Raw genomic sequence first — 12,070 nt, forward strand, 5'->3', positions numbered from 1 at the left:
GATTTCCCTGCCAGAAGTTTCGGGGGAGGGTCATATCCCTCCCCCGTTTCGCGTCAATGGTGGATGACGAGTGCGGTGAACGGCCACAGATAGGCCTGCGCCGTCACCAGAAGGCCGACCATCACCGCCAGCGCGACGGAGTGGAAGAACACGTAGCGCAGGATGGTGCCTTCCGAGTTCAGCCAGCCGGTGGCGGTGGAGGCGACGACGATGGACTGCGCGTCGATCATCTTGCCCATCACGCCGCCGGAGGAGTTGGCGGCGGCCATCAGCGTCGGCGACAGGCCGAGCTGCTCGGCGGTGATCTTCTGCAACCCGCCGAACAGCACGTTGGACGCGGTGTCCGAGCCGGTGAGCGCGACGCCGAGCCAGCCCAGCATGGTGCCGAACAGCGGGTAGAGCGGGCCGGTCATGGCGAAGGCGAGGCCGAGCGTGGCATCGAGGCCGGAGTAGCGGGTGAGGAAGCCCAGCGCCAGCATGATGGCGATGGTGGCCAGCGAGAAGCGGACCTTCCAGAGCGTGCGGCCGTAGATCTGCACCAGCCGCAGCGGCGAGAAGCCCATCAGCAGGCCGGCGATGATGGCCGAGGCGAAGATGCCCGTGCCGGTCATGGACAGCGCGTTGAAGTTGAACACCGCCGCTTCCACATGCGGCGCGGCGACCACCGGCGGCACCTTCTGGATGAGGTTGTGCAGGCCCTCGAACGGGATCTTCTGGATGAAGATGCCGTCCAGCCAGCCCTTCACCTGCGGGATGCCCCAGGCGAAGACGAAGACGGTGAGGATGCCCCAGGGCAGCCACGCCTTGACCAGCGCGCCGGTGGTGGGGCGCGCCTTGGAGAAGTCGGTCGCGCCCTTGGTCGACAGGCTCTCCGAGCCGTCGCCGCCCTCACGGCCCTTCAGGGCGGTGGAGGTCCAGATCTTCTTCGGCTGCCAGACGCGCAGGAAGGCGATGAGCACGACCATCGACACGATGGCGGCCACCACGTCGACCAGCCAGGGCCCGTGAAAGTTCGAGACCAGGAACTGGGGAACCGCGAAGGAAATGCCGCAGACCAGGATGGCCGGCCAGATCTCCAGCATGCCGCGCCAGCCCGCAAAGGCCCAGATGAGCCAGAACGGCACCAGCAGCGAGAAGAACGGCAGCTGGCGGCCGATCATCGCCGACAGGTCGAGCAGGTCGAGGCCGGTGACGGCGGCGAGCGCGATGACCGGTGTGCCCAGCGCGCCATAGGCGACCGGCGCCGTATTGGCGATCAGCGACAGGCCGGAAGCGGCGAGTGGTGAGAAGCCGAGGCCGATGAGCAGCGCCGCGGTGACCGCGACCGGCGTGCCGAAGCCCGCCGCGCCCTCGAAGAAGGCGCCGAACGAGAAGGCGATCAGCAGCAGTTGCAGGCGGCGGTCGCCGGTGATGCCGGCGATGGAGTGCTGCAACGTGGTGAACGAGCCGTTCGCTTCCGTCAGCTGGTGCAGGAAGATGATGTTGAGCACGATCCAGCCGATCGGCATCAGGCCATAGGCGGCACCGTAGCCGGCGGCGAGGCCCGCCTTGTCCGCCGGCATGCCGAACAGGAAGACGGCGATGACGAAAGCGGCGACGAGGCCGGCGAAGGCGGCAACATGCGCCTTCATGTGCAGGAAGCCGAGGCCGACCAGCATCACCACGATGGGGATCGCGGCGCAGAGCGTGGACAGAGCGAGATTGCCGAACGGGTCGTAGACTTGTTGCCAGATCAAGGTGGCGTTCCTCCGGGGCTAGCGGGACGGAGTTGTTCTCCGGTATTGCGCGTCTTGCGATTGGACCCACGGCAACCCTGGGGTTGCCGCAGGCCGCACCTTCCCGAACGGAAGTGTTCCACGTAGGAAGGTGGGGAGCATAAGGTCATGCTTGGTAAGTTCGTCTTACCAGACGAGTCAATTGGTACGGATCTTAGCCATTGGTTGTAGGCCGCTGCTGGCGCAAGCCAGAATAATATCGTAAAAACAATGGGGAAGAGGTGATCCATGAGCGAGCGGCTGCGCACGCCGAAGCTGGCAGAGGCCATCGCGGAGCATATTGAACGGCTCATATTGGAGGGTGTGCTGCGCCCCGGCGAGCGGCTCGCGAGCGAGCGCGACCTCGCCGAACGGCTCGACGTGTCGCGGCCCTCGCTGCGCGATGCGCTGGCGCTGCTGGAGACGCGCGGGCTCCTGGCCACCAGCCGCGACGGTACGCGGGTGACGCAGTTCCTCTCCGGCCTGACCGAGCCGCTCGCCGGGCTGCTGCAATCCAACGAGCAGGTGACGGCGGATTATTTCGAGTACCGCGCCGCGGTGGAGCGCACCGCCGCCGGCCTCGCCGCGGTCCGCGCCACCGGACCGGAGCGGGAGGCCATCGGCGACTGTCTCGTCGAGATGGAGGCGGCGCACGAGGCGCTGGACCCGACGCGCGAGGCGGAGGCCGACATCGTGCTGCACCGGCTGATCTATGCCGGCTCGCACAACCTCGTCATCCTGCATGTGATGCGGGCCTTCTCGGAAATGCTGCGGCGGGACATCTTCTTCAACCGCACCGCCTTGTTCGCGCAGGCCCCGTTCCGCGACGCGCTGCTGGAGCAGCATATGGCCATCGGCCGGGCGGTGATCGCGGGGGACGCGGCCGCCGCCGAGGAGGCGGCGCACTACCACCTCAAATTCACCGGCGAAACGGTGGAGAAGAACCGTCGCGACGCGGCGCGGGCCGATCTCGCGCTGCGGCGTCTCGGCCGCTCGACGCTGCTGGCGGGGGAGTGAGCGGCGGCGCCCGACCCGCCGCACGGCATTTCCGGCGACTGGCACCCACGCCGTGGTTGCCGTCGCGGCGCACTCAAGGTAAATGAGCCGCATGAAAATGATCGACACTTTCAAAGACCGCCAACAGACCGCTGCCGCTGCCAAAGCCCGCCTGGTCGCCAACCTGAAGTCACGTCCGAGTGCGGACGATCCCGCCGTCATCGCCCGCGCAGCGGAGCGCAAGGCCGTAGAAGAGGCGCGTGCCGCGCGCCGTGCCGCGCGTGCGGAAGCCGCCGCCGCCGCCGAACTCGCCGCCCGCGAAGCCGCCGCCGCCGAGGCGGAAGCCGCCGCCGCCGCCGAGAGCCACGCGCGCAACGCCGCCGCCGCCTATGCCGCCCAGCAGGCCGAGCGGGCCCTCGCCCTGGCGGCTGAGCAGAAGGCCAAGCGCGACGAGCGCTATGCCGCCCGCAAGGCGCGCGCCGGCCGCTAAAGGGCCCTAGCCGGCCGCGCGCTGGCCGGCGAACTGGCCGCCATAGCCGCGCTGGGGAACCCCCAGCGTCTGCTCCAGAATGAGCTGACACACCTTCATCCCCGCCCGCAGGCGGATGGGGCGCGGGCCGAGATTGATGATCTCGAGCTGGATGCGCCCCGTCGAGCCGGCGTGGATGGTCGGCGCCGTCAGATGGACGATGAGGCCGATGCGGGCGAGCGAGCTCTTGCCTTCGACGCGGGCGGCGAGCCGCGCGCCGGGCCCGAGGTCCACCCGCTCCAGCGTCCAGCCCAGTACCAGCCGGCCGGGATCCAGCACGAAGCCGTCCTCGCCGATCTCGATATCGTCCGCCATCCGGGTGATGGCGTCGCGGAAGCTGTAGCCGGGCCCGGCGGGATCGATGACCGGGTCTTCGCCTTCGCCGGTCGGACGGTAGAGCGTGAGGCGGGTGTCGAGCCGCAGATCGACGCCGTTGGGCGCGTAGAATTCCGCAGGCGGTGGAGGGTCGATGCTGAGCGCCCCGCTTTCGAGGGCGTCGACGATGTCGCGGTCGGTCAGGATCAAGGGCGACGGCCCTCCAGCTACGCAACGGGCTCAATCGGTAACACGCTTTGCCGCAATGCGGAATGGTCGCGCGAAAGCCGGATCCGCTACAGCGCATGATTGCAGCGCCGGCGAATTGGCGCGAGCCATGCAAGGAAATGATTGCGGCAATGCATGGCATGGCCCTTGAGCCGGGGCGCCGCGCAGCCGAATGTGCCCTCGACGCGACGCGCCCGGAGGCGGGCGCCGCCTATTTTGGAGTACCCGATGTCCGCCCTTCCCAAGATCCTCGGCATTTCCGGCAGCCTGCGCGCGGGCGCCAACAGCACGGCGGTGCTGGAAGCGCTGAAGGTCGCGCTTGCGCCCAAGGCCGAGCTGACCGTGTTCCGTCTCAACGACGTGCCGCTCTACAATCAGGACGAGGACAATGAGAACCAGCCGGCCGGCGCGGCGGCGCTGCGTGCGGCCATCGCCGCGGCGGATGGCGTGATTTTCGCCTCGCCCGAGTATAATTACGGCACCTCCGGCGCGCTGAAGAACGCCATCGACTGGGGCTCGCGGCCTTACGCCAAGGGCGCGCTGCGCGGCAAGCCGGTGCTGGTCATCACCTCTTCGCCCGGCTCGACCGGCGGCATCCGCGCGCAGGCGCAGGTGCGCGAATCGCTCTCGGCGGCGGGTTCGCGCGTGCTGGACTACCCGCACCTCGCCATCCCCAATGTCGGCGACAAGATCAAGGACGGCGCGTTCGCCGACGAGAAGACGGCGGGCTTCGTGCTCGGCGGCGTCGACGCGCTGCTGGCGGAAATCCGCCTGCTGGCGCTCGCCAAGGCCTGAGCGCGCGGGCGCGCCTCTTGAGAAGTGGCGGGGATGGGCCACACTGGCGCCGGTCCCCGCCGGAGAGCCGCTCATGCGCCGTCCTTTCATCGCCCTTTGCGCCGCCCTGCTGGCCACGGTGCCGGCCTTCGCCGACCCGGTGCCGCGCGCCAGGGTCGATGCGGCGCTGGCCGGGCTCGACCGGCTGGCGGCAAAGGCGGCGGCGGAGGGGCTGGTGCCCGGCCTCGCCATCGCCGTCGTCCATGACGACAAGGTGGTGTTCCTGAAGGGCTATGGCCTGCGCGAGGCGGGGCAGCCGGCGGGTGTCGACGCCGACACGGTGTTCCAGCTCGCCTCCTTCTCCAAGCCGATCTCGGCCACGGTGGTGGCGGCGCTGGTGAGCAGGAAGCTGGTCGAGTGGGACACGACCATCGCCGCGCTCGATCCCGGCTTCCAGCTGCAGGGCGCCTACCCGACGCAGCAGCTCACCGTGCGCGACCTGTTCGCCCACCGCTCCGGCCTGCCCGGCGATGCCGGCAACGAGCTGGAGGCGCTGGGCTATGACCGGGCGACCATCCTCGATCGCCTGCGCCTCGTGCCGCCTTCCTCCAGCTTCCGCGCCGGCTATTCCTATTCCAATTTCGGCCTCACCGAAGGCGCCGTGGCCGCCGCGAAACCGACCGGCAAGCCGTGGGAGCAGGTGGCGGAGGACGAGCTCTACCGCCCGCTCGGCATGGCCTCCACCTCCTCGCGCCATGCGGACTTCCTCGCGCGCACCAACCGCGCCGCGCTGCACATTGGCGGGGCGGGAAAATGGGCGGCGAAGCTCACCCGCGCGCCGGACGCGCAGGCGCCGGCCGGCGGCGTCTCCTCCAGCGCCCGCGACCTCGCGCAGTGGCTGCGGCTGGAACTGGCCAATGGCGTGTTCGACGGCAAGCGGCTGATCGCTGAGGAGGCGCTGGCGGCGACGCACCAGCCGCTGATGAATCGCGGCCGCAACCCGGTGACCGGCGATGCCTCCTTCTATGGGCTGGGATGGAATGTCGAGTTCGGCCGGCACGGGCTGAGCTGGGGGCATGCGGGGGCGTTCAGCGTCGGCGCGCGCACGCTGGTGACGATCTACCCGGAGGCGGGCATCGGCCTCGTGGTGCTGGCCAACGCCTTCCCGACCGGCGTGCCCGAGGGGCTGGCATCGAGCTTCTTCGACCTCGTCTTCGACGGACGGGTCGACAAGGAATGGATCGCCCCGTGGAACGCCGCCTTCGAGGGGATGTTCGCCCCGGCCGTGGCGGCGGCGAAGGCGCGCTATGCCCCGCCCGCCGGCGGCGTGCTGCCGGCCGCCCCGCTCCAGGCTTATGAAGGCCGCTACGCCAATGCCTATCTCGGCGCGGCGGAGGTGGCGGTCGTGGGGAGCGGGCTGGAGCTGCGGCTGGGGTCGGGCGGGGCGACGCGCTTCCCGCTGAGCCATTTCAACCGCGACGCCTTCACCTACATTCCCGCTGCCGAACTGCCGGACCTGCCCTCCGGCATCAGCTTCACGCTCGGCCCGGACGGGCGGGCGAGTGCGCTGACCATCGAGGATCTCGATGGCTTCGGGCTGGGTACGCTGGCGCGGGAGTGATCATCGCCGCCCGGCGGTGCTCGCCTGACGGCGCAGATGGATGAGCTGCGCGCTCAGGCCGACGACGAGCGCGAGCAGAATGGCGAGTTGGGCGCCGACGAGCAGCGGCGCTGTCGGATCGGTGACGAAGGGGTGGCCGTCCGGCACGCGGCGCAGGATTTCGGAAACGGTGGGCAGCATCAGCAGGAACGCGGTCAGGCTCAGGCAGATCGTCTCGATGTACCGGGCGGCGCGCGGCGGCAGCGCAACGGCCCCGACGCCGTAGCCGGCGAACAGCAGCGCGAGCGTGACCGCACCGGCGATGGCAGCCGGCGGGCTCTTTGCGACCAGGAAGACCGTGCTGGCGCCGATCACCATGGCGATGAAGTAGACGATGCCCGGCCGCGACCACGGCACGATGCGGCCATGGCGGGCGAACATGTAGGCCGCCACGGGAATGGCCGGCAGGCTGCCGAGCGTATGCACCCAGCCAATGGGAGAGATCCCGAACATGCGAAAATCCTTATCCTGAGAGCAGCATGACTACCTATTAGTAGGTAGTCGAAAAGGGCATGCAGCGACGGGTTTCTTTTCCCTCAGCGGGAGAAGATGAGCCGCGCCAGCAAGGGGCGGATGACGACGCCAAACATGCCGGCATCGCCATAGGCGCGGGCCGACAGCATGGCGCCGTGAACCGTCGCGAGGAAGGTCTCGGCTTCGGCCTCGGCCGTGCCATCCAGCCGGAGGCTACCCTCCCGGGCGCCCCGTTCGAGGACGGAGGTCAGCCACGCCGACAGCACGCGGAAATGCGCACGCACTTCCAGCGCGACCTCGGCGGGCAGCACGGGAATCTGCGTCGCCAGCAGCGCGCAGACGCAGAACGGCGCGCTCGCATCGATGATGCAGGCTTGCCAATAGCCGGTATAGGCGCGCAGCTGGCCGGCGGGATCGGCGACATTGCGCTCCAATTCGGCGATTCCGGCTTCCGCCTCCGCGCGATACCGGGCGACGAGCGTGCGCACGAGATCGGACTTGGCCGGAAAATGGTGATGGATGCTGGCATTGCGGATGCCGACCACCTTGGCGATGTCGGCATAGCTAAAGCCATTATAGCCGCCCGCGATGATCAGCGAGCGCGCGCAGCGGAGAATGTCGTCGAAGGTGGAGGAGGCGTTACTCATAGTCGTTGTATACCTACTAATAGGTAGGCAGTCAAGGTGCGAGCGGAATCGGCCGAACCCTGGCGGGCTAATCCCTCACCTGTCGGTCGCCCGGCTGCTCCGGGGCGAGGGGGTGAAGAGGCTGCGCGCGGGCTTTAGATCGAGAAGCGGCGTGCCGCTTTCATTGTATTGCGATCGGCGCCACGCCCTGCGCAGCGTGTCCGCGGATATGCGAGCAGGAAATGAATGAAAGTCCTATAATAGGAAAATAGTCCTTGACAGCGTGACGCTGGTCCGGTAGCTTCCTGTCATGCTCCACAGTTGCGTCGAGGGCGCGGGCGAGTTGCCCGGCGGCGGGCGTTCGGGGCGAGGTTTCAGCCGGCCGGTTGGGCCGGCTTTTTCATGTCTCGACCAGCGCGTGGCGGAGGTGGCATGTCGGTTCCGGTGCGGGCCATTTCGCCCGAGGCACTGTCGGTCGCGCGGCGGCTCTACGAGACGACCAACGTGCCGATGCGGCACATCGCCGACATGCTCGGTATTGCCAAGACCACCTTGAGTTGCCGCGTGAAACAGCTTGGCTGGCAGCCGCGCCGGCACCGCGTCGCGCGCCTGGCGTTGCCGCCCGATCTTCCCCCGCTCAAGACGAGCGCACCGCCGCTCGCGCCGGTTCAAGGCGAGGCCGCGCTGGCGTCGCTCTCCCGCCGCGCGCTGATCGTGCGGCTGGTGGCGCGCATCGAGGCCGAGATCACCGGCATCGAGCAATTGCTGGCGCTGGCCGGCGGGCCGGGCGAGGCGAGCGTCGCCGATGCCGAGCGCGCGGCGCGCACGCTGGCCGTGCTGGTGCGGGCGCTGCGCGAACTGGCGGCGCTGGAGAAGAACGAGCCGGACGGGGCCGAGGATGACGCAGCCGCACGCGATGCCGACGCCTTCCGACGCGAGCTTGGCGCGACGCTTGAGCGCGTGCTGGCGGCAGGGGAGGCTGGCTGAATTCATCGCCGGGCTGGAGCCCGACACCGCGGAACGGCTGCTGCATCACTGGCCGCTAATCGGCCGGCCGGCGCAGCAGCCCCCGCGCGCCGCGCAGGGTGGCGGCGACTGGCTGACCTGGCTGGTGCTCGGCGGGCGCGGCGCCGGCAAGACGCGAGCGGGCGCGGAATGGGTGCGCGCGCTCGCTTTAGGCCGCGACGGCCCGCCGGCCGGGCGCATCGCGCTGGTGGCGGAGAGCCTCGCGGATGTGCGCGAGGTGATGGTGGAAGGCGTCTCCGGCATCCTCGCCGTGCATCCGCACCGCGAGCGGCCGCGATGGGAGCCGACCCGCCGGCGGCTGGAGTGGCCGAACGGCGCGGTGGCGCAGGGCTTTTCCGCCGACGACCCGGAATCGCTGCGCGGGCCGCAATTCGATGCGGCCTGGTGCGACGAGCTGGCGAAATGGCGCTACGCGCAGGCGGCCTTCGACATGCTGCAATTCGGCCTGCGCCTCGGCGCCCGGCCACGCCAGATGGTGACGACGACGCCGCGCCCGACCGCACTTCTGCGCGCGCTTCTCGCCGATCCGCGCACGGCGGTGACGCGCATGGGCACGGCGGAGAACGCCGCGCATCTGGCGCCGAGTTTTCTCCACACCGTGGTCGGCCGCTATGCCGGCACCCGGCTCGGCCGGCAGGAACTGGACGGCGAACTGATCGAGGACCGGCCGGACGCCTTGTGGAACCGCGCCGTGCTGGAGGCGGGGCGCGAGGACACGGCGCCCGAGCTGGTGCGTATCGTGGTGGCGGTCGATCCGCCGGCTTCCTCGCGCAAGCATGCCGATGCGTGCGGGCTGGTGGCGGCGGGCATTGACCGTGCCGGCATCGTGCATGTGCTGGCCGATGCGAGCGCGCAGGGCCTGACGCCGACCGCCTGGGGCGGCCGGGCCATCGGGCTGTTCCACCAGCTGGAGGCCGACCGCGTGGTGGTGGAGGTCAACCAGGGCGGCGAGATGGTGAGGACCATCCTCGGAGGCATCGACCCGGCCGTGCCGGTGGCCGAGGTGCGGGCGACGCGCGGAAAATGGCTGCGCGCCGAGCCGGTCGCCGCGCTCTATGAGCAGGGCCGCGTGCGCCATGCCGGCGCCTTCCCGGCGCTGGAGGACGAATTGTGCGATTTCGGCCGCGACGGCCTGTCGAACGGGCGCTCGCCCGACCGGCTCGACGCGCTGGTCTGGGCCATCACCGCGCTGGCACTCGGCCCGAAGGATGTGGCGCCACGGGTAAGAAGGGTGTGAGCCCCTCCGGCCGAATGGCCGATACGCCGTTGTTCCGGGTGTCTGCCACATAAAGCAACGTCATCCTGAGGCGCCCGGCCGCCGGCCGGGCCTCGAAGGATGCTCGCCAAGTACGCCAAAGGACCATCCTTCGAGGCTCGCTGCGCGAGCAGCTCAGGATGACGGCGATTTGTTTCACAGATCGGAGCCCCTTCATGAAGCTCTTTCCCTTCCGCCGGAACGCGCCGCCGGAGGCCAAGGCCTCGCGCACGCAGGCGCTGGTGGCGCTGATCGCCGGGCACCGGCCGCGCTGGACGCCGCGCGACTATGGCGCGCTGGCCCGCGAGGGCTACCAGCGCAATGCGGTGGCGCATCGCTGCGTGCGCCTCGTCGCCGAGGCGGTGGGGCAGGTGGGCTTCACCCTCTCCGAGGACGGGCGCGAGATCGCCGCCCATCCGCTGATCGAACTGCTGGCCCGGCCCAATCCCCGGCTTTCCGGCACCGGCCTGATGGAGGTGCTGGCGGCGCATCTCCTGATTGCCGGCAATGCCTATGTCGAGGCGGTGGCGCTCGATGGCGCGCCGCGCGAACTGCATGTGCTGCGGCCCGACCGCATGCGCGTGGTGCCGGCCGCCGATGGCTGGGCGCAGGGCTATGACTACACCGCCGGCGGGCGCTCGGTGCGCTTCACCCAGGAGGGTGCGGTGCCGCCGATCCTGCATGTCGCGCTGTTCAACCCGCTGGACGACCATTACGGCGCCCCGCCGCTGGAGGCGGCGCAGATGGCGCTGGACCTGCACAATGCGGCGGGCGCCTGGAACAAGGCGCTGCTCGACAATGCGGCGCGGCCGTCCGGAGCGCTGGTCTATGGCGGGGCGGGCAACCTCTCCGACGAGCAGTTCGAGCGGCTGAAGGAAGAGCTGGAGGCGAACTTCTCCGGCAGCGCCAATGCCGGCCGCCCGCTGCTGCTGGAAGGCGGGCTGGACTGGCGCCCGCTCTCGCTCACGCCGAAGGACATGGATTTCCTCGAGGCCAAGAACGCGGCGGCGCGGGAGATCGCGCTCGCCTTCGGGGTGCCGCCGATGATGCTCGGCATTCCCGGCGACGCCACCTACGCCAATTATGCCGAGGCGAGCCGCGTGCTGTGGCGCCAGACCGTGCTGCCGCTGGCGCGCCGGCTGGCGGCCGACCTCGCGGGCTGGCTGGCGCCGGCCTATGGCGCGGCGCGGCTGGTGCTGGAGCCCGACCTCGACACCGTCGAGGCGCTCAGCTTCGAGCGCGAGGCGCTGTGGCGCCGGGTGAACGAGGCGAGCTTCCTCACCGACGACGAGAAGCGCCAGGCGGTGGGCTACGGCGTGCGGGAATAGTCCAATCCCGTCATCCCGGCCGAGCGCAGCGAGAGCCGGGATCGCGGCCCGCCTGATGCTCTTCCTCGGCACGCGATCCCGGATCGCCGCATCGCGGCGTCCGGGATGACGTCTGGTTGAAGGGAGACACGCCCGTGCAGACCCTCATCGACGCCTTCGCGGCTCGGGGCGACCTGGCCCATCTCGCGCTGCTGATGTGGGCGCTCGGCGCCTCCGCGCTGGCCGCCGCCGCCATGCGCGAACTCTCCCGCGCCGCCCGGCGCTTCGACGACTTCGTGCGCGAGATCGCGCGCTTCAACGCCCAGCTCGGAGACGAGGAATGACATCGACCCCGCGTATCCGGGCCTTCCTGCCCGCACGCTTCAACGGGCTCGCCCCGCGCCTGCCGACACCCGGCCGCGCCGGCGAGGCGCCTGAGGTTTTTCGCCAGTTCGGCCGCACGCTCGGCAAGCTGGAGCGCGCCGCCGCCACCCGCCGTCCGAGGGGCGAGGGGGAGGGCGCGTGATGGGGCTGTTCAGCCACGCCGCTCCGCCGATCCAGACCAAGGCCCAGTCCGGCGCGCTGGCGAACATCGAGCCCGACGGCAGTTTCGAGGGCTATGCCGCGCTGTTCGGCCGGGTCGATCTCGGCCGCGACCTGATCCTGCCCGGCGCCTTCGCCCGCTCGCTCGCCGAGCGGGGTGCCACGGGCGTGCGCATGCTGTTCCAGCACGATCCGAATGAGCCGATCGGCACCTGGCAGGCGATCCGCGAGGACGCTGCCGGGCTGTTCGTGCGCGGCCGGCTGACGCTGGATGTCGCGAGAGCCCGCGAGGTGCTGGCGCTGATGCGCGCGGGCGCCATCGACGGGTTGTCCATCGGCTTCCGCACCGTGGAGGGGCGCACCGATCCGCGCTCGCGCGTGCGGCGCCTGGCGCGGATCGACCTGTGGGAGATCTCCATCGTCACCTTTCCCATGCAGCCCGACGCGCGCATCGCCGCGGTGAAGCGCGCCGGCTCGCTGGCCGCCACCATCCGCCGCGGCGCGCGGCGCCTGCGGGCACTGCCCACACTGAAGCCGGCAATGGCGTGAAAGCCTTCTTTCCTGCCTCTCCCCAATTGGGGAG

14 protein-coding genes are annotated in these 12,070 nt (G+C 70.1%); 10 read left to right on the forward strand and 4 right to left on the reverse strand.

Annotated elements, in window-relative coordinates:
- Nucleotides 1-53: 53 nt before the first annotated feature.
- On the reverse strand, nucleotides 54-1,736 hold the full coding sequence (locus ACO2RV_RS01985; RefSeq protein WP_423289247.1) for an L-lactate permease: 1,683 nt from the start codon (nucleotides 1,734-1,736) through the stop codon (nucleotides 54-56).
- A gap of 267 nt (nucleotides 1,737-2,003) precedes the next feature.
- Here ACO2RV_RS01985 and ACO2RV_RS01990 point away from each other — a divergent pair, with 267 nt between their 5' ends.
- Both ACO2RV_RS01990 and ACO2RV_RS01995 read left to right on the forward strand, forming a co-directional pair.
- Complete coding sequence (locus tag ACO2RV_RS01990; RefSeq protein WP_423289249.1) at nucleotides 2,004-2,771, forward strand: FCD domain-containing protein; 768 nt, start codon at nucleotides 2,004-2,006, stop codon at nucleotides 2,769-2,771.
- An 82-nt stretch (nucleotides 2,772-2,853) separates the two neighbouring features.
- A complete protein-coding gene (locus tag ACO2RV_RS01995; RefSeq protein WP_423289251.1) occupies nucleotides 2,854-3,240 on the forward strand; it encodes a DUF6481 family protein in 387 nt (128 codons plus the stop codon).
- Nucleotides 3,241-3,246: 6 nt separating this feature from the next.
- Here ACO2RV_RS01995 and dcd read toward each other — a convergent pair whose 3' ends face one another.
- A complete protein-coding gene (gene dcd, locus ACO2RV_RS02000; protein ID WP_423289253.1) occupies nucleotides 3,247-3,804 on the reverse strand; it encodes a dCTP deaminase in 558 nt (185 codons plus the stop codon).
- 246 nt (nucleotides 3,805-4,050) lie between these two features.
- Between dcd and ACO2RV_RS02005 the strand changes: the two genes are divergently transcribed.
- Together ACO2RV_RS02005 and ACO2RV_RS02010 are read left to right on the forward strand one after the other, a co-directional pair.
- Nucleotides 4,051-4,617, forward strand: a complete 567-nt coding sequence (locus ACO2RV_RS02005; RefSeq protein ID WP_423289255.1) for an NADPH-dependent FMN reductase — start codon at nucleotides 4,051-4,053, stop codon at nucleotides 4,615-4,617.
- 73 nt (nucleotides 4,618-4,690) lie between these two features.
- Nucleotides 4,691-6,217 carry a serine hydrolase gene (locus ACO2RV_RS02010; protein WP_423289257.1) on the forward strand — a complete coding sequence of 509 codons (1,527 nt, stop codon included), beginning with the start codon at nucleotides 4,691-4,693 and terminating at the stop codon, nucleotides 6,215-6,217.
- Here ACO2RV_RS02010 and ACO2RV_RS02015 read toward each other — a convergent pair whose 3' ends face one another.
- Both ACO2RV_RS02015 and ACO2RV_RS02020 read right to left on the reverse strand, forming a co-directional pair.
- Nucleotides 6,218-6,709, reverse strand: coding sequence for a hypothetical protein (locus ACO2RV_RS02015; protein WP_423289259.1), 492 nt, complete (start codon nucleotides 6,707-6,709; stop codon nucleotides 6,218-6,220).
- A gap of 83 nt (nucleotides 6,710-6,792) precedes the next feature.
- A complete protein-coding gene (locus ACO2RV_RS02020; RefSeq protein ID WP_423289260.1) occupies nucleotides 6,793-7,377 on the reverse strand; it encodes a TetR/AcrR family transcriptional regulator in 585 nt (194 codons plus the stop codon).
- 411 nt (nucleotides 7,378-7,788) lie between these two features.
- On the opposite strand from ACO2RV_RS02020, the gene ACO2RV_RS02025 reads away from it, so the two are divergent.
- The 6 genes from ACO2RV_RS02025 to ACO2RV_RS02050 all read left to right on the forward strand — a co-directional run bounded on the left by ACO2RV_RS02025 (nucleotide 7,789) and on the right by ACO2RV_RS02050 (nucleotide 12,036).
- Nucleotides 7,789-8,343 carry a hypothetical protein gene (locus ACO2RV_RS02025; protein ID WP_423289261.1) on the forward strand — a complete coding sequence of 185 codons (555 nt, stop codon included), beginning with the start codon at nucleotides 7,789-7,791 and terminating at the stop codon, nucleotides 8,341-8,343.
- Nucleotides 8,309-9,619 (forward strand): DNA-packaging protein, encoded by a 1,311-nt coding sequence (locus ACO2RV_RS02030; protein ID WP_423289263.1) that lies wholly within the window; start codon nucleotides 8,309-8,311, stop codon nucleotides 9,617-9,619. Before ACO2RV_RS02025 ends, ACO2RV_RS02030 begins: the two co-directional genes overlap by 35 nt.
- Before the next feature lie 194 nt (nucleotides 9,620-9,813).
- Nucleotides 9,814-10,965, forward strand: a complete 1,152-nt coding sequence (locus tag ACO2RV_RS02035; RefSeq protein WP_423289265.1) for a phage portal protein — start codon at nucleotides 9,814-9,816, stop codon at nucleotides 10,963-10,965.
- Between the two features lie 134 nt (nucleotides 10,966-11,099).
- Nucleotides 11,100-11,288 carry a hypothetical protein gene (locus tag ACO2RV_RS02040; protein ID WP_423289267.1) on the forward strand — a complete coding sequence of 63 codons (189 nt, stop codon included), beginning with the start codon at nucleotides 11,100-11,102 and terminating at the stop codon, nucleotides 11,286-11,288.
- Entirely contained in the window at nucleotides 11,285-11,470 is a 186-nt protein-coding gene (locus tag ACO2RV_RS02045) for a hypothetical protein (RefSeq protein WP_423289269.1), read from the forward strand. Before ACO2RV_RS02040 ends, ACO2RV_RS02045 begins: the two co-directional genes overlap by 4 nt.
- Nucleotides 11,470-12,036 (forward strand): HK97 family phage prohead protease, encoded by a 567-nt coding sequence (locus ACO2RV_RS02050; RefSeq protein ID WP_423289271.1) that lies wholly within the window; start codon nucleotides 11,470-11,472, stop codon nucleotides 12,034-12,036. The genes ACO2RV_RS02045 and ACO2RV_RS02050 overlap by 1 nt, the downstream gene beginning before the upstream one ends.
- Nucleotides 12,037-12,070: the final 34 nt, after the last annotated feature.

It is taken from the genome of Ancylobacter sp. VNQ12 (assembly GCF_049445835.1).
In the GTDB taxonomy this organism is placed as follows: domain Bacteria; phylum Pseudomonadota; class Alphaproteobacteria; order Rhizobiales; family Xanthobacteraceae; genus Ancylobacter.